We start from the raw sequence: 22,100 nt of genomic DNA on the forward strand, positions 1-22,100 counted from the left end.
AGCGCGAGCGCGCGGGCCACGCCGATGCGCTGGCGCTGGCCGCCGGAGAACTCGTGCGGGAAGCGGTTGTAGTGCTCGGGGTTGAGACCCACCGTCTCCAGCAGCTCACGCACGCGCTTCTCGTGGCCGCCGGGCGGGTTGATCCCGTTGATCTCCATGGGACCGGAGATGATCTTGCCGACCGTCTGCCGCGGGTTCAGCGAGGCGTACGGGTCCTGGAAGATCATCTGGATCTCGGAGCGGACCGGGGCCAGCTGCTTGCGGCCCGCGTGCGTGATGTCCTGGCCGCGGTACTTGATGCTGCCGCCGGTGGGCTCCAGCAGACGCGTGATCAGCCGGCCGGTGGTCGACTTGCCGCAGCCGGACTCGCCGACCAGACCCAGGCTCTCGCCCTCGGCGACCTGGAAGTCCAGGCCGTCCACGGCCTGCACGGCGCCGATCTTCCGCTTGAAGGGGAAGCCGCCCATGACCGGGAAGTGCTTGGTCAGTCCGGTGACGTCCAGGAGGGGGTTCGTGTTGCTCATGATCGTGATTCCGTCTCGTGTCCGTCAGTGCGACCGGGTCGCGGCGTAGTCGGCGAAGAACTCACGGCGCTGGTCGTCCGTGAGGTGGCAGGCGGAGCCCCGCCCGTCCGTGATGTCCAGCAGCGGCTGCTCGGTGGAGCACAGGCCGCCCTGGACCTTCTCCGCGAAGGTGCACCGCGGGTGGAAGCGGCAGCCCGACGGCGGGTTGAGCAGCGAGGGCGGCGAGCCGGGGATGGGCGACAGCGGGACGTCGACCGGCCCGTCCAGGCTCGGCATCGAGCCCAGCAGACCCCACGTGTACGGGTGCTGCGGGGCGCGCAGCACCTCCTTCTTGGTGCCGCGCTCCACGCAGCGGCCGCCGTACATCACCAGCACGTCGTCCGCGATGTCGGCGATGACACCGAGGTCGTGCGTGATGAAGATGATCGCCGTGCCGAACTCCTGCTGGAGGTCCTTCAGGAGGTCCATGATCTGGGCCTGCACGGTCACGTCGAGCGCGGTGGTCGGCTCGTCCGCGATCAGCAGCTCGGGGTCACAGACCAGGGCCATGGCGATCATCGCGCGCTGGCGCATACCGCCGGAGAACTGGTGCGGGTAGTCGTCCACCCGGACGTCCGGCTGCGGGATGCCGACGCGCCTGAGCATCTCGATGGCCCGCTCCCGGGCCTCCTTCTTGGAGGCACCGGTGTGCTTGCGGTACGTCTCGCCGATCTGCTTGCCGATGGTGTGGTACGGCGAGAGCGAGGCCAGCGCGTCCTGGAAGATCATCGACATCTTGTTGCCGCGCAGCTGCTCCAGCTCCCGCTCGGTGGCGGTCAGCAGCTCCTTGCCGTCGAGGAGGATCTCCCCGTCGATGGAGGTGCGGTCACGGTCGTGGAGCCCCAGGATCGTGAGGTTCGTGACGGACTTGCCCGAACCGGACTCGCCCACGATGCCGAGCGTCTTGCCCTTGGCCAGGTCGAAGGAGAGACCGTCGACGGCCTTGACGACGCCGTCTTCGGTGGAGAAGTGGACCTTCAGATCCCTGACGGACAGGAAGGGCTGCTGTTCGGTGCTCGTCACGGGGACGCTCCTGAGGGGGTGATGCCGGGGTTGCTGTCGGGGGCGGGGTGCCCGGGGTCAGGCGAGCCGGATCCGCGGGTCGATGAGGGCGTAGACGGCGTCGACGATGATGTTGAAGAACACGATCGCGCCGGCCGACAGGACGGTGACGCCGAGCAGCATGGGCAGGTCGCTCTTGTTCACGGAGTCCACCGCGAGGCGGCCGATGCCCTGGATGCTGAAGGTCGATTCGGTGATGATCGCGCCACCGATCAGGGTGCCCAGGTCGATGCCGAAGACCGTGACGATGGGACCCATCGCACCGCGCCAGGCGAACCGGAAGAACACGTTCGTACGGGACAGGCCCTTGGCGCGGGCCGTGCGGACGTAGTCCTCACTGAGCTGCTCGACCAGCTGGGAGCGGGTCATGCGGGTGTAGTTGGCGGTGAAGATGATCGCCAGGGTCAGCCAGGGCAGCAGCAGTCCGGAGAACCAGGAGACCGGGTCCTCGCTGAGCGGCGTGTACGAGGGCTGAGCGAAGATGCCGAGCTTGGCGACGAAGAAGAACATCGCGATGTAGCCGACGAAGTAGATCTGCAGCGAGGAGCCGAAGAGCGAGGCGGAGCTGGCGAACTTGTCCAGGAACTTGCCCTGCTTGACGGCGGCCAGCATGCCGGCGCCGACGCCGAAGACCAGGAAGACGATGGCCGCGCCGAAGGCGAGCGAGAGGGTCGTCGGCAGACGGTCCAGGATGGTGCCGAGGACGGGCTCGCGGTTGGCGAAGGAGTAGCCGAGGCAGGGGGCGTTGCAGTTGCCGAAGCTGCCGTAGTCGCGCCCGACGAACACACCCTTGAGCCAGTCCCAGTACTGCACCGGGATCGGGTGGTCGATGCCCAGGTTGTGCCGGATCTGCGCGAGCATGTCGGGCGTGCAGTTCTTGCCGCAGGACATCATCGCCGGGTCACGCGGAATGGCGTAGAAGAGGCCGAAGGTGATGGCACTGATGATCAGGAGGATGACCAGTGCGCCGAAGACTCGGCGGATGAGAAAGCGGGACATGGGGGCGTGACTTTCCGGACGGGGCGCCGTCGCCGGGGGCGTGGGTGTGGGAGGGCCGCAGGGAGGCGTTCGGGTGAACGACCGCCCTTGGGCCCTGCCGCCGGCCCCGCTCTCTCCGCCTCGTGGGCGGATCGGGCGGAGTCCGGCGACAGGACCCGGGTCGTACGGCTTACTTCATCGCGTACAGCTTGCAGAGCGCGACGCAGGTGTTGCCGCTGTCGTACGTGACGTTGCCGACCTTGGAACCGTGCATCCAGTTACGGATGGAGTGGTAGTCCGGGACCACCGCGGCGAGCTCCATGATCTGGCGGTCGACCTCGCCCCAGGCCTTGTTCGCGGCCTCGACGTCGGTGATCTTGGCGGCCGCGTCGATGGCCTTGTTGACGCTCGGGTCGTTCAGCTGGGCGTAGTTGCTGCGGCCGTCGCCGATGTTCTTGCCGCTCCAGCAGGGGAAGAAGACCGAGTAGCCGTTCGGCCAGTCCGGGCTCCAGCCGGCCGCGAACAGGTCGAAGTCGTTGTCGATCTTGCCGATCTGCGTGTAGAAGGTCGACTTGTCGACCTGCTTGTTGACGACCTTGAAGCCGGCGGCCTCCAGGGCGTTCTTGATCGCGACGGCCGACTTCACCGAGTTGTCCGAGGACTGGTAGGCGATGACCAGCTTCTGGCCGAGCTTGCCGGCCTCCTTCAGCAGGGCCTTGGCCTTGGCCGCGTCGCCACCGGGCTTCTTGGTGACGCCGTAGAGGTCGAACTTCTGGTAACCCGGGGTCACCGGCGAGAGGATCGTGGTGGCGAGCTCGCTGGTGGAGGCGCCGCCGCGGATCGTCTGCAGCTGCTGGTGCGGCCAGGCCCAGTTGATGGCCTGACGGACCTTGACGTCCTTGATGCGGGTCATGTTGATCGGCCAGTAGTACGTGACCGTGTCGACCTCGGTGAGGACGCGCTGCTTGAGCTTCGCGTTGGTGAGGACCTGGGCGATGCGCTCCGGGGCGACCTCGTTGAAGATCGACATCGCGTACTGGTCGTTGCCCTTGTCCGCGATGTAGCGGTCGGTCGAGGCCAGCAGCTCGAAGCCGAACTGGAAGACGTACTTGTCCGGGTAGTTGTTGCGGATCGCGTCGGTCTTCGGGTCCCAGTGCTCGTTGCGCACGTAGGTGAGCGACTTGCCGATGCTGCGGGCGCCGATCTTGTACGGGCCGCAGGAGAAGGGCTTCTTGTCGTACTTCTCCTTGGTGTCGTGCTTCTTGTTCACCAGGGAGTAGCCGCGCATGGCGAGCGTGAAGTTGAAGTCCGTGCGGGCTTCGTTGAGGTGGAACGTGATGGTCTTGCCGTCGACCTCGATGGAGTCGAGCTTCTTGCCGTCGTAGGGGCCCTTGTACTTGTCGCCACCCTCCAGCCACTGCTGGACGTAGCGGGGACCCTCGGTGATGAAGGAGGCGAAGAGGCGCTCGAAGGTGTGGCGGAGGTCGTCGGAGGAGACGTCCGAGCCGTCCTCCCACTTGATGCCGTCCTTCAGGGTGAAGGTCCAGGTCTTGCCGCCGTCCTTCATGGTGCCGGCGTCGGTGGCCGCGTCGCCGACCAGCGTCGCGCCGCCCTTCTCGTCGATCTTGTAGCCGGTGAGGCCACGCAGGATCGGGACGGTGATGGCGCCCTCGGTCGAGACGTAGATCTGCGCCGGGTCCATGTGGTCCATGTCGAACTGGTCGAGCGAGTAGATCGTGCCGCCCTTGACCGCTCCCTTGACCTCCGGCGCGGGGCCGACGGAGTCGGCCTTGGTGCCGACCGGGATCTCCTGGGTCTTGGAGCCGCTGACCGAGGGGACCTTGCTCTTCGACTTGCTGTCGCTTCCGCTGCCGCCACAGGCGGTCAGGACGGACGACGAGGCCGCGACCACGCCGGTGGCGATCAGGAAGTTTCTACGGGAGAAAGACATGGATGAGCCTGCCTTATAGGGACGATCGGGACGGGTGTTACCGGCCGCACGACACTGAACGGGCCGGGTGGATCTGGTGGCTACCGCTTGGACTTCGGGTCGAGCGCGTCGCGCACCGAATCGCCGAGCAGGTTGAAGGCGAGGACGAAGATCACCATCGACAGGCCCGGGAAGAGCATGAAGGTGATGTCCTCGGTGTAGAACTGGGCGCCGCGCTGGATCATGACGCCCCAGTCCGGGGTGGGGTCGATGATGCCGACGCCGAGGAAGGCCAGACCGGCCTCCGCGGTCACGAACGCCGGGAGCATCAGCGTGGACTGGATGATGATCGGCGTCCACAGGTTGGGCAGCAGTTCCTTGAACACGATGCGCCGGGGCGACGCACCGGTGACCTTGGCCGCCTCGATGTACTCGCGCTCGCGCAGACCGAGGACCTGGCCGCGCAGCAGGCGGGCGATGGACGCCCAGCCGAAGGCGGAGAGGACCAGGATCAGGGAGATGGCCCGCAGCGAGGTGGGGATGTTCTCGTCGGGAGCGACGAAGAGGCCGTACACCACCGGCATGAAGGCGATGAAGAACAGCGTCGAAGGGAACGACAGCAGGATGTCGATGATGCGGCCGACGAGGTAGTCCGTCTTGCCGCCCAGGTAGCCGGCCGTGACGCCGACGATCACACCGATGAAGGTGGTCAGCAGCGTGGCGGCCACGGCGATGCCCAGGGAGGTGCGGATGCCGTACAGCAGGAAGGTGAAGACGTCACGGCCCAGCTGCGGCTCGATGCCGAACCAGAACTCCGAGCTCATACCGCCGTTGGGACCCGCGGGGTACGAGAAGGCGTCGAGGAGTTCCGGGCGCTGGCTGGCGTACGTGGTGTACGGGTCCTTGCCGTACAGCTTCGAGATCAGCGGCGCGAGGATCGCGATCGCAAAGAAGAAGATCACGATGTACGCGGATATGACGCCCGTGCGGTCACGCTTGAACCGCTTCCAGGCGAGTCGTCCCGGGGAGCGACTCTCCGAGCCCTTGGGGTTGGCGGACGAATCCGGGATCTGGCCGATCTCGTCGGTCACCTCAAGCGATGCGGCCGCGGAAGGAGTAGGGAGGGTCATGGTGCTCCAGGCCCGATGGGGTCAACGGCTCCGCAGGGCGCTCCCTACGGGCTACGCCGGACTTTTTCAACGCAATTCATTCAAGGTCAATAAATTCTCGGTCGCCTTGGGCTTCTCTTTACTTTCTTTGCCTTCGCTTGACCTTAGCGTAACTACGCGTGTAGCGCACTGTGGCCGTTCCGTGTCCAGAATCGGGCCAACTGCGCGAAACGGGCAAGAGGTTCGATAACCGGACGCCGGAGTCTCGGAATGCGTACATCTGGTGCACCCAAATCAACAGTTCTGCATCGAACGGCGAAGATCCATTGCATAGATCATCCGGAGTGACCGCCTCCGAAAGCATCCGGGTGACGGCGAGGTCCGGACGGGTGGGGTGAATGTGCGATACGCACTGTATGTGCCGATATTGAGCGCTACAGGCAGGGCGCACCGGAACCGGACGCGAACACCCGGAGCCGGTGCCACAGCGCACTCTTGAGGAGGCACTCCATGCGTGGAGCCACGCACGCCAGATGGGCCGCTTGTGCGACGGCGGTCGTCCTCGCGACGGCCGCCTGCGGAGGCGGCGGCGGAGACGGTGGCGGTGGCGACGCCGGAGTCCTCAGTTCGTCCTGGGGCGACCCGCAGAACCCGCTGGAGCCGGCCAACACCAACGAGGTGCAGGGCGGCAAGGTCCTCGACATGATCTTCCGCGGGCTGAAGCGGTACGACGCCAAGACCGGCGCGGCCCAGAACATGCTCGCCGAGAAGATCGAGACCCCGGACTCGCAGAACTTCACGATCACCGTGAAGGACGGCTGGAAGTTCAGCAACGGCGAGGCCGTCACGGCGAAGTCCTTCGTCGACGCCTGGAACTACGGGGCGAGCCTGAAGAACAAGCAGAAGAACGCGTACTTCTTCGGCTACATCGAGGGCTACGACAAGGTCCACCCCTCCTCGGGCGCCCAGAGCGCCGACACGCTGTCCGGGCTCAAGGTGACCGGCACCGACACGTTCACCGTCAAGCTCAACCAGAAGTTCTCGACCTTCCCCGACACCCTCGGCTACGCGGCCTTCTCGCCGCTGCCCGGCGTGTTCTTCAGCGACCACGCGGCCTGGCTCCAGAAGCCGGTCGGCAACGGGCCGTACACGGTGGACTCCTACACCAAGGGCTCGCAGCTGTCCCTGCGCAAGTGGGCCGCCTACCCCGGGCAGGACAAGGCGCAGAACGGCGGAGTGGACCTCAAGGTCTACACCGACAACAACACCGCCTATACCGACCTGCTGGCCGGCAACCTCGACCTCGTCGACGACGTGCCCGCCGCCCAGCTCAAGAACGCGAAGAGCGACCTCGGCGGCCGGTACATCAACACGCCGGCCGGCATCATCCAGACGATCGCCTTCCCGTTCTACGACGAGAAGTGGGACTCCAGCGGAGCGCAGAAGGTCCGCCAGGGCCTGTCGATGGCGATCAACCGCAAGCAGATCACCGACACGATCTTCCAGAAGACCCGCACCCCGGCCACCGACTGGACCTCGCCGGTCCTCGGCAAGGACGGCGGCTTCCAGGACGGGCTGTGCGGTGCCTCCTGCGAGTACGACCCCGCCAAGGCCAAGCAGCTGGTGCAGGAGGGCGGCGGCCTGCCCGGCGGTCAGGTCAAGCTCACGTACAACGCGGACACCGGCTCCCACAAGGAGTGGATCGACGCCGTCTGCAACTCCATCAACAACGCGCTGGGCGACGACAAGGCATGCGTCGGCAATCCGGTCGGCACCTTCGCGGACTTCCGCAAGCAGATCGACCAGCACAAGATGCCCGGCCCCTTCCGGGCCGGCTGGCAGATGGACTACCCGCTCATCCAGAACTTCCTCCAGCCGCTGTACTACACGAACGCCTCCTCCAACGACGGCAAGTGGTCGAACAAGGACTTCGACAAGCTCGTCGACCAAGCGAACGCCGAGACCGACCGCGCCAAGGCCGTCCAGCTCTTCCAGCAGGCCGAAGGCGTCGTGCGGGACAACATGGCCGCCATCCCGCTCTGGTACCAGAACGGCAGCGCCGGCTACTCGGAGCGGCTCTCGGACGTGGCGCTCAACCAGTTCAGCGTCCCCGTCTACAACGAGATCAAGGTCAGCTGAGCCGCCGGGACGGCAGGGCCGCCCGCGGGCGGCCGGCTGTCCCACGACCCCCGGAGCCTCTCCATGGGACGGTATGTGATCCGGCGCCTGCTGCAGATGATCCCGGTCTTCATCGGCGCCACCCTGCTGATCTTCCTGATGGTCAACGTGATGGGCGACCCCATCGCGGGCCTGTGCGGCGACAAGCAGTGCGACCCCGCCACCGCCGCTCAGCTGCGCCAGGAGTACAACCTCGACAAGCCTGTATGGCAGCAATACCTGACATACATGGGCAAAGTGTTCACCGGTGACTTCGGGACGGCGTTCAACGGACAGCCGGTCACCGAGCTGATGGCCAGCTCCTTCCCGGTCACCATCCGGCTGACCATCGTCGCCATCCTCTTCGAGATCGTCATCGGCATCTCGCTCGGCGTCGTCACCGGCCTGCGCCGCGGCAGGCCCGTCGACACCGGCGTCCTGCTGCTCACCCTCGTCGTCATCTCGGTGCCGACCTTCGTGACCGGTCTGCTGCTCCAGCTGCTCCTCGGAGTCGAGTGGGGCTGGATCAGGCCGTCCGTCTCCCCGGACGCCACGTTCGGCGAGCTGATCGTCCCCGGTCTGGTCCTCGCGTCCGTGTCGCTCGCCTACGTGACCCGGCTGACCCGCACCTCCATCGCGGAGAACAGGCGGTCCGACTACGTCCGCACCGCCGTCGCCAAGGGGCTGCCCCGGCGCAGGGTGATCACCCGGCACCTGCTGCGCAACTCGCTGATCCCCGTGATCACCTTCATCGGCACCGACATCGGCGCGCTGATGGGCGGCGCCATCGTCACCGAGCGGATCTTCAACATCCACGGCGTCGGCTTCCAGCTCTACCAGGGCATCGTCCGGCAGAACACCCAGACCGTGGTCGGCTTCGTGACCATCCTCGTCCTCGTCTTCCTGGTCGCCAACCTGCTCGTCGACCTCCTGTACGCCGTACTCGACCCGAGGATCCGCTATGCCTGAACCGCAGCGGCCGGAAGGCGCCATCGCCCCCACGGGGATGGGCGGCACCATGGACCTAGGCGCCGGCGAAGCCCTCACCCTGGAGAAGACGCCGGGCGGACCCGAGGGCACCGGACCGCAGGAGAAGCCGCGCTCGCTGTGGTCCGACGCGTGGCGGGACCTGCGGCGCAACCCCGTCTTCATCGTCTCCGCGCTGGTCATCCTCTTCCTGGTCGTCATCTCCGTCTGGCCCTCGCTGATCACCTCCGGCAACCCGCTGCAGTGCGACCTCTCCAAGGCCCAGGAGGGATCCCAGCCGGGACATCCCTTCGGCTTCGACGGCCAGGGCTGCGACGTCTACACACGTACCGTGTACGGGACCCGCGTCTCGATCAGCGTCGGTGTCCTCGCCACCCTCGGTGTCGCCCTCCTCGGCTCACTGCTCGGCGGGCTGGCCGGCTTCTACGGCGGGGTGTGGGACTCGATCCTGTCCCGCATCACCGACATCTTCTTCGCCATTCCCGTCGTGCTCGGCGGTCTGGTCCTCCTCTCCGTGGTGACCAGCAATACGGTCTGGCCGGTCATCGGGTTCATGGTGCTGCTCGGCTGGCCGCAGATCTCCCGCATCGCCCGCGGCTCCGTCATCACGACCCGGCAGAACGACTATGTGCAGGCCGCCCGCGCCCTCGGCGCCTCCAACTCCCGGCTGCTGCTGCGGCACATCGCCCCGAACGCCGTCGCGCCGGTGATCGTCGTCGCCACCATCGCGCTCGGCACGTACATCGCCCTGGAGGCGACGCTCTCCTACCTCGGCGTCGGTCTGAAACCCCCGACCGTCTCCTGGGGCATCGACATCTCCTCGGCGTCGGCGTACATCCGCCAGGCCCCGCACATGCTGCTGTGGCCCGCCGGCGCGCTCGCGATCACCGTGCTCGCGTTCATCATGCTCGGCGACGCGGTGCGCGACGCCCTCGACCCGAAGCTGAGGTGACGGCCGTGCTGCTCGAAGTGCGTGATCTGCATGTGGAGTTCAGGACCAGGGACGGTGTCGCCAAAGCCGTCAACGGGGTCGACTACGGCGTGGACGAGGGGGAGACCCTCGCCGTGCTCGGCGAGTCCGGCTCCGGCAAGTCGGTGACCGCGCAGGCCGTGATGGGCATTCTCGACACACCGCCCGCGCGCGTCACCGGCGGCGAGATCCTCTTCCAGGGCAGGGACCTGCTCACGCTCAAGGAGGACGAGCGGCGCAAGGTCCGTGGCGCCGGGATGGCGATGATCTTCCAGGACGCGCTGTCCGCCCTGAACCCGGTGCTCACCGTCGGGGACCAGCTCGGCGAGATGTTCGTGGTGCACCGCGGCATGTCCCGCAAGGACGCCCGCGCCAAGGCGGTCGAGCTGATGGACCGGGTCCGTATCCCGGCCGCCGCCGACCGGGTGCGCGACTACCCGCACCAGTTCTCCGGCGGCATGCGCCAGCGCATCATGATCGCCATGGCGCTGGCCCTGGAGCCCGCCCTGATCATCGCGGACGAGCCGACCACGGCGCTCGACGTCACCGTCCAGGCCCAGGTCATGGATCTGCTCGCCGAGTTGCGGCGCGAACTCGACATGGGGCTCATCCTCATCACCCACGACCTCGGCGTGGTCGCCGACGTCGCCGACCGGATCGCCGTGATGTACGCGGGGCGGATCGTGGAGTCGGCACCCGTGCACGACATCTACAAGGCACCCGCGCACCCCTACACGAAGGGCCTCCTGGACTCGATCCCGCGGCTCGACCAGAAGGGCCACGAGCTCTACGCCATCAAGGGACTGCCGCCCAACCTCATGCGTATTCCGCCGGGTTGCGCCTTCCACCCGCGCTGCCCGATGGCCCGCGACGTCTGCCGGGCCGACGTGCCGCCGCAGGCGGAGGTGGAGGGCAGCGGCGGGACCCGCAGGAGCGCCTGCTTCTTCTGGAGGGAGTGCCTCGATGACCGACGCGACGGCTGAGACGATCCTGGAGGTCGACGGGCTGGTCAAGCACTACCCGCTCACCCGGGGGATCCTGTTCAAGAAGCAGATCGGCGAGGTCAAGGCCGTCGACGGGGTCGACTTCCGACTCGGCCGCGGGGAGACGCTCGGCGTCGTCGGCGAGTCCGGCTGCGGCAAGTCCACGGTGGCCAGGATGCTGGTCAATCTGGAGAGGCCCACGGCCGGGACCATCAGGTACAAGGGCGAGGACATCACCCGGCTGTCCGGCAGGGCGCTCAAGGCCGTGCGCCGCAACATCCAGATGGTCTTCCAGGACCCGTACACCTCGCTCAACCCGCGCATGACCGTCGGCGACATCATCGGGGAGCCGTACGAGATCCATCCCGAGGTCGCGCCGAAGGGCGACCGCCGCAGGAGGGTCCAGGACCTGCTCGACGTGGTCGGGCTCAACCCGGAGTACGTCAACCGCTATCCGCACCAGTTCTCCGGGGGGCAGCGCCAGCGCATCGGCATCGCGCGCGGGCTGGCGCTGCGGCCCGAGATCATCGTCGCCGACGAGCCGGTGTCCGCGCTCGACGTCTCCGTGCAGGCCCAGGTGGTCAACCTGCTGGAGCGACTGCAGGACGAGTTCGACCTGTCGTACGTCTTCATCGCGCACGACCTGTCGATCGTGCGGCACATCTCCGACCGGGTCGGGGTGATGTACCTCGGGCGGATCGTGGAGACCGGCAGGGACGCCGAGATCTACGACCATCCGACGCACCCGTACACCCAGGCCCTGCTGTCCGCCGTCCCGGTGCCCGACCCGGAGGCCCGGGAGCACCGGGAGCGGATCATCCTGACCGGCGACGTGCCGTCCCCCGCGAACGTGCCGTCCGGGTGCCGCTTTCGCACCCGTTGCTGGAAGGCGCAGGAGCGGTGCGCGCTGGAAGTGCCGCTGCTCGCGGTGCCCGCGGAGTTCCGGTTCACCGAGGGGCCGGCCGCGCACGACTCGGCGTGTCACTTCGCGGAGGAGAAGCAGGTCGTCCCGCCGGAGGAGCCGGGGGGCGAACCCTCCGCGGAGGGGCCGGAGTCGGCGCCATAAGTGTGCAAACCCGCATGAACTTCGTTAACACGCAGGCAACTCGGCGGAAGCGGTACCGATATACGGACGCGCCAAGGTGAACACCGTACGGCCGTGCGGGTGCCGTGGACGAGCCGGGGTGCGCCATGTCACCCCGGCTCGTTGCCGTGCCGGCGGCCTCGTGGTCCGCGGCCGGTGGAGATCTGTTGAAGTGGTGGGTGCGCCGACAGGTTCCCGTGTGTCTCCTGGGGAGCCGGCGACTGACCAGGCTGGACAATCTACGTGTTCACCGACGGCACTCGGCGTCCCGCCCCGCACGCCGGACCTCTCCGGCGAGCGGGACCACTTCCGTGTGCCCGTCTGGTCCGGTGCGCCGCGACCCTGCGCATCTGCGACCGCGGGCCCGGGTGTCAGGCGAGTCCGAGGGAGCGCTTGAGGAAGTCCACCTGGAGCAGCAGCAGGTTCTCGGCGACCTGCTCCTGCGGGGTCATGTGCGTGACACCCGACAGGGGCAGCACCTCGTGCGGGCGTCCGGCGGCCAGCAGCGCGGAGGACAGCCGCAGGGCGTGCGCCACCACCACGTTGTCGTCGGCGAGGCCGTGGACGATCATCAGCGGTGCGCGCCGGGCGGCGGGCTCGGAGAGCCCCTCATCGGTGATCAGCGAGCTGTGCGCGTACGTGTGCGGGGCGGACGCGGGGTCGCCGAGGTACCGCTCGGTGTAGTGGGTGTCGTAGAGCCGCCAGTCCGTGACCGGGGCGCCGGCGATGCCGGCGTGGAAGACGTCGGGCCGGCGCAGCACGGCGAGCCCCGCGAGCCACCCCCCGTACGACCAGCCGCGGATCGCCACCCGGGACAGGTCGAGCGGGAAGGTCTCCGCGAGGCCCTGGAGGGCGTCGATCTGGTCGTCGAGAGAGAGCGTGAAGTCGTCGCGGACCGCCTTCTCCCAGGCGGGGGAGCGGCCGGGAGTGCCCCGCCCGTCGGCGACGATCACGGCGAATCCCTGGTCGGCGAACCACTGCGAGGTGAGGTGGGCGTTGTGCGCGGCGAGCACCCGGGGGCCGTGCGGACCGCCGTAGGGGTCCATGAGGACGGGGAGGGGAGTGACACCGTCGTAGTCAGTAGGCATAAGCACGGCGCATGGGATTTTCCGTGCGCCCCCCTGTGTGAGAGTCACGCGCGGGGACAGACCGGGACTTTCCGCAAGGGAAGGTACGGTCGCGATCGTCTTCCCCTCGCGCAGGACATGGACCTGGACGCCCGGCTCGTCGAGCATCGAGGAGGCGAGCACGGTCACGCCACCGGCGCGCACGGCCGAGTGCACGCCGGGTTCCTGCGACACGCGCTCCACCCCGAGCTCGTTCACGCGGTACACATGCACTTCGCCGGTCTCCGGGGCGGGCGCCGCCTCACCCCCCGACGCCGAGACCAGCACGTCGTCGTCCGACACGTCGAGCACCGCACGCACGTGCAACTGCGGCCCCGTGAGCGGGCGTTCACCGAAGGCGAGCACCCGGGCGCCGCCCTCGTCGGCGATCCGCACGAGCTGTCCGGCGGGGCTCCAGCACGGCACACCAGGGAAAAGATCCAGCCATTGTGGATCTTCGTCCGCGTGCACCATCCGGGTCGTCCCGGTGTCCGGGTCCACGGCCAGGAACAGCTGGCTGCGCTGGTCACGCGCCTGCACCAGGATCAGCGGCGCACCCCCTGCTGACCAGTGCACATGCGCCAGATACGGGTAGCGCGCCCGGTCCCAGGAGACCTCCGTGCGCACCCCGTCGAGCGTGATGACGAAGAGTCGTACGTCCGCGTTGGCGCTGCCCGCCACCGGATACGCGACCCGCTGCGGCTCACTCCCGGGCTGCGCGGGATCGGCGATCCACCAGCGCTGCACGGGCGTGTCGTCGACCCGCGCGACGAGCAGCCGGTCGCTCTCGGGCGACCACCAGAACCCGCGCGAACGCCCCATTTCCTCGGCCGCGATGAACTCGGCCAGTCCGTACGAGACCGACCCCTCGCCCGCGGCCGGCTCCGGCTCCGCCAGGGCCCGGTCGTTCTCGCCCTCGGCGCCGACGACCCGGAAGGCCCCCCCGGCCACGTACGCGACGAACCGGCCGTCGGGTGACGGGCGCGGGTCGATCACCGGTCCCGGCACGGGGAGTTCACGCGCCGTCCCGGCCCGCAGCTCGGCCGTGAAAAGCCTCCCCGACAGGGCGAAAGAGGCCAGCTCGACCGCGGTGTCGGTGGCGTAGCCGACGATCCCGGCACCGCCCTCACGGCTGCGTTCGCGGCGCGCCCGCTCCTCCGGGGACAACTCCTCGCCCGCGCCGCCGAGCAGCGCCGCCGGATCGGCCGCGACCCGCTCTCCGCCACCGCCCGGGGAGACTCCCGCCCCGTCCCGGGGCACATCGAGGACCCACAGGTGATGCGCCCGGTCCGTACCGGAGAGGGACCGCAGGAACACGACACGGGAACCGTCGGGAGACACCGTGAACGCCCGTGGTGCGCCGGAGGTGAACCGCTGCGTCCGGGCGTACCGACGCGGGAAGGAGAAAGGCTCGCTCGTCATGCCTCGACCATATTGGCCATGCGCCCCCTTGTGCGGCCGTGCGCCGATCGATGCGCGCGTACGGATAGTTATGATCACTAGCGCTGCGTGGGTATGAACCTGCTGGCTCCTGTATGTATTTACGACCCCCATGTCCGACCCCCCATGTCCCTGGGATCTTTGGAGGTGAACCGCCGTGGCACTCTCGATTTCGGCGGTGGTGCTGCTGGCGATCATCGTCTTCATCCTGGTGAAGAAGTCAGGACTGAAGGCCGCCCACGCCATCGTGTGTGTCCTGCTCGGTTTCTACCTCGCCTCCTCGACGGTCGCTCCCACGATCAACGAGCTGACCACGAACATCGCGGGGATGATCGGCAGCATCAAGTTCTGAGAAGCCCGGTGACGTCCTGGACGAAGCCATGAAGGTGGTCCGTGGGTGAGCCGGAGGTGGGAGTACGCCTTCGGCGCGGAGGACTCGGCCCAGGCCCCTGACCACGCGGCCGCCTCGTAGGGTGGGTTCCATGACGGAACTGCCCGACCGGCGTCTGCTCCTGGTGCACGCGCACCCGGACGACGAGTCGATCAACAACGGCGCGACCATGGCCAAGTACGCGGCCGAGGGCGCCCAGGTGACGCTGGTGACCTGCACTCTCGGTGAGGAGGGCGAGGTCATCCCGCCCGGACTCACCCACCTGGCGCCCGACCGCGAGGGCGGGCTCGGACCGTACCGGGCGGGCGAGCTGGCCGCCGCCATGAAGGAACTGGGCGTCACCGACCACCGGTTCCTGGGCGGCCAGGGACGCCATCGCGACTCCGGGATGATGGGCGTCGAACAGAACCGTCGCGCCGGTGCCTTCTGGTCCGCCGACCTCGACGAGGCCGCCTGCGACCTCGTCGCCGTGATCCGCGAGGTGCGCCCCCAGGTGCTCGTCACCTACGACCCGGACGGCGGATACGGGCACCCCGACCACATCAAGGCGCACCGCGTGGCCGTGCGCGCCACCGAACTCGCCGCGGACAGTGCCTTCCGTCGCGATCTCGGCGACCCCTGGGAGATCACCAAGGTCTACTGGAACCGGGTGCCGCGCTCCGTGGGCGAGCAGGCGTTCGCGCGGCTGCGGGAAGCGCTCCCGGAGCTGCCGTTCACCCGGTCCGCGGACCTCGCCGACGTCCCGGGTGTCGTCGACGACCCGGTGGTCACCACCGAGGTCGACGGAACCATGTACGCCGCGGCCAAAGCGGCCGCCATGCGGGCCCACGCCACCCAGATCGAGGTGTCCGAGCCCTGGTTCGCCCTCTCGAACCGGCTGGCGCAGCCGCTCTTCACCACCGAGTACTACGAGTTGGTGAGCGGGGGGCGGCCCGGGACGCGGGAGACCGACCTGTTCGCGGGGATCGACCGAGAGGGAGCGGACGCGCGATGAGTACCACGGGACAGCGCGGGAGCATGCTCGCGCAGCCGCTGACACGGCCCTCCGCCGGGCGGATCGCAGCCCTTCTGGGGCTCTTTCTGCTCGGCGCCGTCGTGGGCGCCGCCGGGGCGTTGGTGCAGTCCGGCTGGTTCCCCCTCGGACTGCTGCTCGCTCTCGCGGGTGCGGCCGGACTCTTCCTCGGAGGCAGCCGGGCGACCGGCACACGTGCCGGGGCCGTCGCTCCCGCGGCCGGCTGGCTGGTGGCCGTCATCCTGCTCACCGCCAGCCGCCCCGAGGGCGACTTCCTGTTCGGCGCGGGACTTGTCTCCTATCTCTTCCTGCTCGGCGGCATGGCTGTCGCTGTGATGTGCGCCACCCTCGGTCAGGGGCGGCAACCGGACGCCTCCCACGTCCGACTTGGCAAGTGACGTACCACTTCGCCGCATCGGACAGGTGCGGGTCCCGTGCGGGTTTCCTTCGCGGGCGAGGTTTGCGCGCCGGACACGGCCAGTATGGTGGTGCGCGCCGCCGGGCTGCCCGAGATGAGGTCGAGTAAACGGGCGGTGGAGCCAACCGGGAGAACCTGCCTTGAGTCGTGAAACTGACAGTTCGTCCTCCGGGCCCAACGGGCGCGGTGGAGCCGCGTACCCGTCGGGGACGCCGCCGTACGGGACCCCCACGGCTTCCCAGAGCGGTGCCGACGTGGGCCGTTCGGCCGCCGGTAACCGGCCGGAGGAGCGCAAGACCGAGACCACGCTGACGACGCGCATCCGGATCAACATCCCCGGATCGCGGCCCATCCCGCCCGTCGTCGTGCGCACACCCGTCGCGGACGCGGACACGTCCGCCGACGCCGCCGACGGCAGCGGGAACCCGTCGGAGCCGCCGCGGAACGCCGGTTCGCCGGCACCGGCCGCAGGCTCCGCCCCCGCGCCCGCGACCGCCGACCAACCCGGCGCCGCGCCCGCAGCGGCCGAGGAGAAGGCGAGCGACTGGTTCGCACCCCGCAAGTCCGGTGCGCCCAAGGGCGGGCCGGGCGGCGGATCCACCAACGGAGCGGGTGTCACCGGCGGTTCGGCCGCCGCGCCCGCGCAGGGCGGACGCCCCGGCGGCCAGAACGGCGCGCGGCCGGGTCCCCCGGGCGGAGCCCGGCCCGGCGGCGGGGCGAACCCTCCCCGTCCAGGCGGCACGAACGGCGCCGGGCTGCCCGGCGCCACCGGCGCCGGACCCGTGGCCCCCGGCCACGGCGGCGGCACCGGTTCCTTCGACGTCTCCGGAGCGCTCGGCAGCACCGGCTCCTTCCCAGCCGTCGGCGCGGGCGGCTCCGAGCCGCGCCGCGACGACCTCCCGTACTTCGCTGAGAACGGCCAGGGCGGACCCGCGGGCCCGACCGGCGGCCCGGTCACCGGGGACGGCCCGAGGGTGCCGCCCGCCGGTCCCGGCGCGGCGCCCGGCAGCCTGGCCGCCAGGCCGGGTCCGGGCGGACCCGGCGGCTCCGGCGCACCCGGTGCCGTGCCCGGCGGCGGCCTCAGCGGCGGTCTGAGCGACGACACCGCGATCCTCACGCCGCAGAAGCCGGCCGCCGAGCCGGGCCCCGGTGGCTACGGCGCCCCCGGGGACAACGTCTCCGGTCACACCCTGACCAGCGGCATCCCCGTGGTGCCGTCCGCGCAGAACGCTCCGTTCGCGCCGGGCGCGCACACCGAGGGACCCCTGCCGCACACCCCGCCGAAGCTGCCCGAACCGGTCCAGCAGCCCCCGGCCTCGTCGAAGCCGGCCAAGAAGAAGGGCCGCAACAAGCCGGCCCTCCTGGGCGTCCTCGTGGTGGTCCTCGGCGGCGGTGCCTACGGCGCCGGCCTCCTGATGAACCACTCGGACGTGCCCAAGGGCACCACCGTGCTCGGCGTCGACATCGGCGGCGGCACCCGCGACGACGCCGTCAGGAAGCTCGACGACGCCCTCGGCGACCGCACGAGCACGGCGCTCAAGCTGTCGGTCGACGGCGACACCGTCGCCCTCAAGCCGGACCAGGCCGGGCTCCAGCTCGACAGCCAGGCCACGGTCCGTGCCGCGGCGGGCAGTGACTACAACCCCGTCTCGGTGATCGGGTCGCTGTTCGGCCAGGAGCGCGTGGTCGAGCCCGTGATGCCGGTCGACGAGGAGAAGCTCCAGGCGGCGCTGGAGGGCGCCGCGGGCGGCTCCGGTTCGATGCGGGACGGCACGGTCAAGTTCGTGTCCGGCAAGGCCGTCCCCGTGTACGGCAAGGCCGGCAAGGGCATCGACGTGGCCTCCTCGACCCAGGCCGTGCAGGACGCGTACCGCGCCCAGGTGGAGACCGGCACGACCACTCCGGTGAAGGTCGCCACCACGACGCGTCAGCCGAAGGTCGCGAACGCAGAGGTCGACCGGATGATGGCGAGGTTCGCGAAGCCGGCGATGTCGGCCAACGTGACCGTGCAGACGGACGCGGCGCACTCGATCCCGCTGAGCCCGCAGAACTCGCTGTGGAAGTTCCTCCGGGTGGAAGCGACCCCCGACGGCAAACTGACCGACAAGCCGGACCTGAACGCCCTGAAGGAGCTGTACGGTCAGACGTTCGACGGGGTGCTGATCACCCGGGCCAACGGCAAGAAGACGCCCGTCACGCCGCAGGACGTCTACGGCGCCCTGCGCCAGGCGCTGATGAGCAAGACCGACCGGGTCGCGGTCATCGAGACCAACCCGAACTAGTCCCGAGCCGGTGGGAAGGGGGGCCCGGTCACGACCGGGCCCCCCTTCGCACGACCGGGACCACGGGCGGCGCGAAGTGGCGTGCCACCCGCCGCACATGACATCTGTCATCTCCGGGAGACGACAAGCTGCACTGCTGCGGGCACCCGTCCGTCGCCACGATGGATGCCATGACAACGACTGCGGCGACCGCCACCTCGGTGGTCGGCTTCGAATCGGTGACCAAGACCTACGGCGGCGTGCGGGCCGTGGACGGGCTGACCCTCGATCTGCACCCGGGCGAGACCGTCGCCCTGCTGGGCCCCAACGGCGCGGGCAAGTCCACGACCCTCGACCTCCTCCTCGGCCTCAAGCAGGCCGACAGCGGCGCGGTCCGGGTCTTCGGCACCAGCCCGCGCGAGGCCATCGTCGGCGGCCGGGTGGGCGCCATGCTGCAGAGCGGCGGGCTGATGGACGAGGTCACGGTGGGCGAGCTGGTGAAGCTCGCGTGCGACCTGCACCCGAGGCCCTTCCGCGTCCAGGACGTCCTCGCCCGGGCCGGGATCTCCCCGATCGCCGACCGCAAGGTCGACAAGCTCTCCGGCGGCCAGGCACAGCGCGTCCGCTTCGCCCTCGCCACCGCGGGCGACAGCGACCTGATCGTGCTCGACGAGCCCACCACCGGCATGGACGTCTCCGCCCGCCAGTCCTTCTGGGCGACCATGCGCGAACAGGCAGACCAGGGGCGCACGGTCCTGTTCGCCACGCACTACCTGGAGGAGGCCGACGCGACGGCCGACCGGGTGCTCGTCCTGCACCGGGGCCGGCTGCTGGCCGACGGCACCGCGGCCGAGATCAAGGCGAAGGCCGGCGCCCGCCGGATCTCCTTCGATCTGGAGGGTCCGATCGACGAGGGGCCGCTGCGTGCGCTGCCCTTCCTGACGTCCGTCGACGTGGCCGGGCAGACCGTCCGCGTCCAGTCCTCCGACGCCGACGCGACCGTGCACGCGCTGTACGGGCTCGGCGTCTACCCCCGCAACCTCGAAGTGTCCGGGCTCGGTCTCGAGCAGGCCTTCGTCGCCATCACGGCCGCCGAGGAGGCGAAGGCGAAGTGAACAGCCTGATCAAGCTGGAGATCACCCGTGCCCTGCGCAACCGCAAGTTCCTGTTCTTCTCGGTGGTCTACCCGTCGGCACTGTTCCTGCTGATCGCGGGCGGCGCCGACAGCACGACCGAGGTCGACGGGACGGGCCTGAACCTGCCGACCTTCTTCATGGTCTCCATGGCGTCCTTCGGGGCCCTGACCGCCGTCCTGATGGGCAACAGCGAGCGCATCGCCAAGGAGCGCGAAAGTGGCTGGGTACGGCAGCTGAGGCTCACCACGCTCCCGGGCCGCGGCTATGTGTTCGCGAAGACGGCGAGCGCCGCCGTGATCAGCCTGCCCTCGATCGTGATCGTCTTCGTGGTCGCCGCTGCCGTGAAGAACGTGCGGCTGGACGCCTGGCAGTGGATCGCCCTCACTCTCGCCATCTGGGCCGGCAGCCTCGTCTTCGCCGCGCTCGGCGTCGCCATCGGCTACCTCGCCAGCGGTGACGCGGTCCGTCCGATCACGATGATCACCTACTTCGGCCTGTCGATGCTCGGCGGCCTGTGGATGCCCACCACCACCTTCCCCGACTGGCTGCAGAACATCGCCAAGTGGCTGCCCACGCACGCGTACGCTGCCCTCGGGCAGGCCATCGAACTCGGCGACGCCCCGCACGCGAAGGACATCGCCATCCTCGCCGTCTCCTTCGTCCTGTTCGCGGGCGGCGCGGCCTGGCTGTACCGGAAGGACACGCTGAAGGCGTGAGCAGCGTCGGCATCGGGCAGCGCCCGCAGAACCGCAAGCAGCAGATCGTCAAGGTCGTGTGGACCGGCATCTGGCTCGTCTACCTGAGCGCGCCGGTCAGCGACCTCGTGCACGGCGGACACAGCACCGTCGTGGTGGTGCTCGGCTGGATCGGCCTGATCGCGTTCGTACTCTGGTACGGCGCCCTCGTCTTCCGTACGGGGCGCGGGGAGAGCAACGGGCTGGTGCTCGGCTCCCTGGGCGCCCTCGCGACGCAGGCGGCCCTCCTCTCCCTCACGCTGGGACGGGAATGGCTCGTCCTGTTCGTGTACGTGGCCATCGCGGCCGGCGCGGCCCTCCCGCTGCGCTGGGCGCGCCTGACCATCCCGGCCGTGGCGGCCGTGCTGACGACGGTCGCCCTGATCGTCCCGGGCGGCAAGGCCTATCTGGCGGGACTGCTCATCCCCGCCTTCCTCGGCGGGTTCGCCATGACCGGCGTGCGCGAGCTCCTGCGGACGACCATCGCGCTGCGCGAGGCCCGCGCCACGGTGGCCCAACTCGCCGCGAACGAGGAGCGGTTGCGGCTCGCCCGAGACCTGCACGATCTGCTCGGGCACTCGCTGTCGCTGATCACGCTGAAGAGCGAACTGGCCGGGCGGATGCTTCCCGGCCACCCGGAGAAGGCGGCCCAGCAGGTCGCCGACATCGAACAGGTCAGCCGCCAGGCTCTCGTCGACGTGCGCGAGGCGGTCACCGGCTACCGCCGGCCCCGGCTCGCCGGTGAACTCGCCGGCACCCAGGTCGCGCTGACCGCGGCGGGCGTGCGGGCCGACCTGCCGGTCGAACCCGATCTCACCGGCGTGCCCGAGGAGAGCGAGTCGGCGCTCGCCTGGGCGCTGCGCGAGGCGGTCACCAACGTCGTACGGCACAGTGGGGCCCGGCGCTGCACGGTGGAGCTCCTGCGCCGTCAGACTCTGGACGGGCCGGTGCTCGAACTGTCCGTGGAGGACGACGGTTCCGGCGGTTCCGGCGGCTCGCACGGCAACGGTCTGACCGGACTGACCGAACGCCTGGAGAAGGCGGGCGGAACACTGGAGGCCGGCCGGGTGCGGCACGGGTTCCGGCTGGTCGCACGGGTGCCGCTGACGGGGGCGGAGGCAGGCGCGGACGCCGCGGACGACCCCGTAGGATCCGGGGCATGAGCCGCACGATCAAGGTCCTGCTCGCCGAGGACCAGTCGATGGTCCGCGAGGCGCTGGCAGCCCTGCTGGGCCTGGAGCCGGACATCGAGGTGGTCGCCCAGGTGGCGCGCGGCGACGAGGTGCTGGCCGCCGCCCGCGAGCACGACGTCGACGTCGCCCTCCTCGACATCGAGATGCCGGGCAGGACGGGCATCGAGGCCGCGGCCGAGGTCCACGCGGCCCTCCCGGACGTCAAGTTGCTCATCCTGACGACGTTCGGCCGTCCCGGCTATCTGCGCAGCGCCATGGAGTCCGGCGCGGACGCCTTCCTGGTGAAGGACGCCCCCGCGGCCCAACTCGCCGCGGCGGTACGGAAGGTGCTGGACGGAGAGCGGGTCATCGACCCGACCCTCGCCGCCGCGGCACTCGCCGAGGGGGCCAATCCGCTGACCGACCGGGAGCGTGAGGTGCTGCGTGCCGCGGCCGACGGCTCCACCAACGCCGAGCTGGCCGCCGCCCTCCACCTCTCCCAGGGCACCGTCCGCAACTACCTGTCCACGGCCATCCAGAAGCTGGCGGTCCGCAACAGGGCGGAAGCGGTACGGATCGCCCGCGAGAAGGGCTGGCTGTAGGACGG

19 protein-coding genes are annotated in these 22,100 nt (G+C 69.5%); 13 read left to right on the forward strand and 6 right to left on the reverse strand.

What is annotated here, in order from left to right; genetic code table 11:
- The 5 genes from H305_RS0120010 to H305_RS0120030 form a co-directional block, all read right to left on the reverse strand.
- Positions 1 to 524: ATP-binding cassette domain-containing protein (locus tag H305_RS0120010; RefSeq protein ID WP_037764698.1), on the reverse strand; the 524-nt coding region annotated here is incomplete at its 3' end.
- 24 nt (positions 525 to 548) lie between these two features.
- Positions 549 to 1,586, reverse strand: a complete 1,038-nt coding sequence (locus tag H305_RS0120015) for an ABC transporter ATP-binding protein (RefSeq protein WP_028801943.1) — start codon at positions 1,584 to 1,586, stop codon at positions 549 to 551.
- 57 nt (positions 1,587 to 1,643) lie between these two features.
- Positions 1,644 to 2,624: an ABC transporter permease gene (locus tag H305_RS0120020; RefSeq protein WP_028801944.1), complete on the reverse strand. Its 981-nt coding sequence runs from the start codon at positions 2,622 to 2,624 to the stop codon at positions 1,644 to 1,646.
- Between the two features lie 169 nt (positions 2,625 to 2,793).
- Complete coding sequence (locus tag H305_RS0120025; protein WP_028801945.1) at positions 2,794 to 4,554, reverse strand: ABC transporter substrate-binding protein; 1,761 nt, start codon at positions 4,552 to 4,554, stop codon at positions 2,794 to 2,796.
- A gap of 80 nt (positions 4,555 to 4,634) precedes the next feature.
- On the reverse strand, positions 4,635 to 5,663 hold the full coding sequence (locus H305_RS0120030; protein ID WP_199791431.1) for an ABC transporter permease: 1,029 nt from the start codon (positions 5,661 to 5,663) through the stop codon (positions 4,635 to 4,637).
- Positions 5,664 to 6,152: 489 nt separating this feature from the next.
- Between H305_RS0120030 and H305_RS0120035 the strand changes: the two genes are divergently transcribed.
- From H305_RS0120035 to H305_RS0120055, 5 genes are all read left to right on the forward strand, one after another.
- On the forward strand, positions 6,153 to 7,781 hold the full coding sequence (locus H305_RS0120035) for a peptide ABC transporter substrate-binding protein (RefSeq protein WP_028801947.1): 1,629 nt from the start codon (positions 6,153 to 6,155) through the stop codon (positions 7,779 to 7,781).
- A gap of 63 nt (positions 7,782 to 7,844) precedes the next feature.
- A complete protein-coding gene (locus H305_RS0120040) occupies positions 7,845 to 8,768 on the forward strand; it encodes an ABC transporter permease (RefSeq protein ID WP_028801948.1) in 924 nt (307 codons plus the stop codon).
- Positions 8,761 to 9,738, forward strand: coding sequence for an ABC transporter permease (locus H305_RS0120045; protein WP_028801949.1), 978 nt, complete (start codon positions 8,761 to 8,763; stop codon positions 9,736 to 9,738). Before H305_RS0120040 ends, H305_RS0120045 begins: the two co-directional genes overlap by 8 nt.
- A 5-nt stretch (positions 9,739 to 9,743) precedes the next feature.
- The gene (locus tag H305_RS0120050; RefSeq protein ID WP_028801950.1) at positions 9,744 to 10,739 is read left to right on the forward strand and encodes an ABC transporter ATP-binding protein; all 996 of its coding nucleotides are present in this window, start codon (positions 9,744 to 9,746) and stop codon (positions 10,737 to 10,739) included.
- Positions 10,720 to 11,805, forward strand: a complete 1,086-nt coding sequence (locus tag H305_RS0120055; protein ID WP_028801951.1) for an ABC transporter ATP-binding protein — start codon at positions 10,720 to 10,722, stop codon at positions 11,803 to 11,805. The genes H305_RS0120050 and H305_RS0120055 overlap by 20 nt, the downstream gene beginning before the upstream one ends.
- Positions 11,806 to 12,194: 389 nt before the next feature.
- Here H305_RS0120055 and H305_RS0120060 read toward each other — a convergent pair whose 3' ends face one another.
- Positions 12,195 to 14,351, reverse strand: coding sequence for a S9 family peptidase (locus tag H305_RS0120060; protein WP_028801952.1), 2,157 nt, complete (start codon positions 14,349 to 14,351; stop codon positions 12,195 to 12,197).
- A gap of 175 nt (positions 14,352 to 14,526) precedes the next feature.
- Here H305_RS0120060 and H305_RS0120065 point away from each other — a divergent pair, with 175 nt between their 5' ends.
- From H305_RS0120065 to H305_RS0120100, 8 genes are all read left to right on the forward strand, one after another.
- A complete protein-coding gene (locus H305_RS0120065) occupies positions 14,527 to 14,721 on the forward strand; it encodes a hypothetical protein (RefSeq protein ID WP_028801953.1) in 195 nt (64 codons plus the stop codon).
- A gap of 130 nt (positions 14,722 to 14,851) precedes the next feature.
- Positions 14,852 to 15,754, forward strand: coding sequence for an N-acetyl-1-D-myo-inositol-2-amino-2-deoxy-alpha-D-glucopyranoside deacetylase (mshB, locus tag H305_RS0120070; protein ID WP_028801954.1), 903 nt, complete (start codon positions 14,852 to 14,854; stop codon positions 15,752 to 15,754).
- A complete protein-coding gene (locus H305_RS0120075; protein WP_028801955.1) occupies positions 15,751 to 16,170 on the forward strand; it encodes a DUF6113 family protein in 420 nt (139 codons plus the stop codon). The genes mshB and H305_RS0120075 overlap by 4 nt, the downstream gene beginning before the upstream one ends.
- A gap of 160 nt (positions 16,171 to 16,330) precedes the next feature.
- Positions 16,331 to 18,472 (forward strand): membrane protein, encoded by a 2,142-nt coding sequence (locus H305_RS0120080; RefSeq protein WP_028801956.1) that lies wholly within the window; start codon positions 16,331 to 16,333, stop codon positions 18,470 to 18,472.
- Positions 18,473 to 18,642: 170 nt separating this feature from the next.
- Positions 18,643 to 19,566, forward strand: coding sequence for an ABC transporter ATP-binding protein (locus tag H305_RS0120085; RefSeq protein ID WP_028801957.1), 924 nt, complete (start codon positions 18,643 to 18,645; stop codon positions 19,564 to 19,566).
- Positions 19,563 to 20,303, forward strand: a complete 741-nt coding sequence (locus tag H305_RS0120090; protein ID WP_028801958.1) for an ABC transporter permease — start codon at positions 19,563 to 19,565, stop codon at positions 20,301 to 20,303. The genes H305_RS0120085 and H305_RS0120090 overlap by 4 nt, the downstream gene beginning before the upstream one ends.
- Positions 20,300 to 21,484, forward strand: coding sequence for a sensor histidine kinase (locus tag H305_RS0120095; RefSeq protein ID WP_028801959.1), 1,185 nt, complete (start codon positions 20,300 to 20,302; stop codon positions 21,482 to 21,484). The genes H305_RS0120090 and H305_RS0120095 overlap by 4 nt, the downstream gene beginning before the upstream one ends.
- Positions 21,481 to 22,095 (forward strand): response regulator transcription factor, encoded by a 615-nt coding sequence (locus H305_RS0120100; protein WP_028801960.1) that lies wholly within the window; start codon positions 21,481 to 21,483, stop codon positions 22,093 to 22,095. Before H305_RS0120095 ends, H305_RS0120100 begins: the two co-directional genes overlap by 4 nt.
- Positions 22,096 to 22,100 lie beyond the last annotated feature (5 nt).

The organism is Streptomyces sp. 142MFCol3.1 (assembly GCF_000424945.1).
In the GTDB taxonomy this organism is placed as follows: domain Bacteria; phylum Actinomycetota; class Actinomycetes; order Streptomycetales; family Streptomycetaceae; genus Streptomyces; species Streptomyces siamensis.

Bases quoted from the DNA above. Each gene is read 5' to 3' on its own strand.
- H305_RS0120045 (WP_028801949.1), top strand. From the start codon at position 8,761: ATGCCTGAACCGCAGCGGCCGGAAGGCGCCATCGCCCCCACGGGGATG.
- H305_RS0120100 (WP_028801960.1), top strand. From the start codon at position 21,481: ATGAGCCGCACGATCAAGGTCCTGCTCGCCGAGGACCAGTCGATGGTC.
- H305_RS0120040 (WP_028801948.1), top strand. From the start codon at position 7,845: ATGGGACGGTATGTGATCCGGCGCCTGCTGCAGATGATCCCGGTCTTC.
- H305_RS0120060 (WP_028801952.1), bottom strand. From the start codon at position 14,351: ATGACGAGCGAGCCTTTCTCCTTCCCGCGTCGGTACGCCCGGACGCAG.
- H305_RS0120055 (WP_028801951.1), top strand. From the start codon at position 10,720: ATGACCGACGCGACGGCTGAGACGATCCTGGAGGTCGACGGGCTGGTC.
- H305_RS0120020 (WP_028801944.1), bottom strand. From the start codon at position 2,624: ATGTCCCGCTTTCTCATCCGCCGAGTCTTCGGCGCACTGGTCATCCTC.
- H305_RS0120075 (WP_028801955.1), top strand. From the start codon at position 15,751: ATGAGTACCACGGGACAGCGCGGGAGCATGCTCGCGCAGCCGCTGACA.
- H305_RS0120030 (WP_199791431.1), bottom strand. From the start codon at position 5,663: ATGACCCTCCCTACTCCTTCCGCGGCCGCATCGCTTGAGGTGACCGAC.
- H305_RS0120035 (WP_028801947.1), top strand. From the start codon at position 6,153: ATGCGTGGAGCCACGCACGCCAGATGGGCCGCTTGTGCGACGGCGGTC.
- H305_RS0120025 (WP_028801945.1), bottom strand. From the start codon at position 4,554: ATGTCTTTCTCCCGTAGAAACTTCCTGATCGCCACCGGCGTGGTCGCG.
- mshB (WP_028801954.1), top strand. From the start codon at position 14,852: ATGACGGAACTGCCCGACCGGCGTCTGCTCCTGGTGCACGCGCACCCG.
- H305_RS0120085 (WP_028801957.1), top strand. From the start codon at position 18,643: ATGACAACGACTGCGGCGACCGCCACCTCGGTGGTCGGCTTCGAATCG.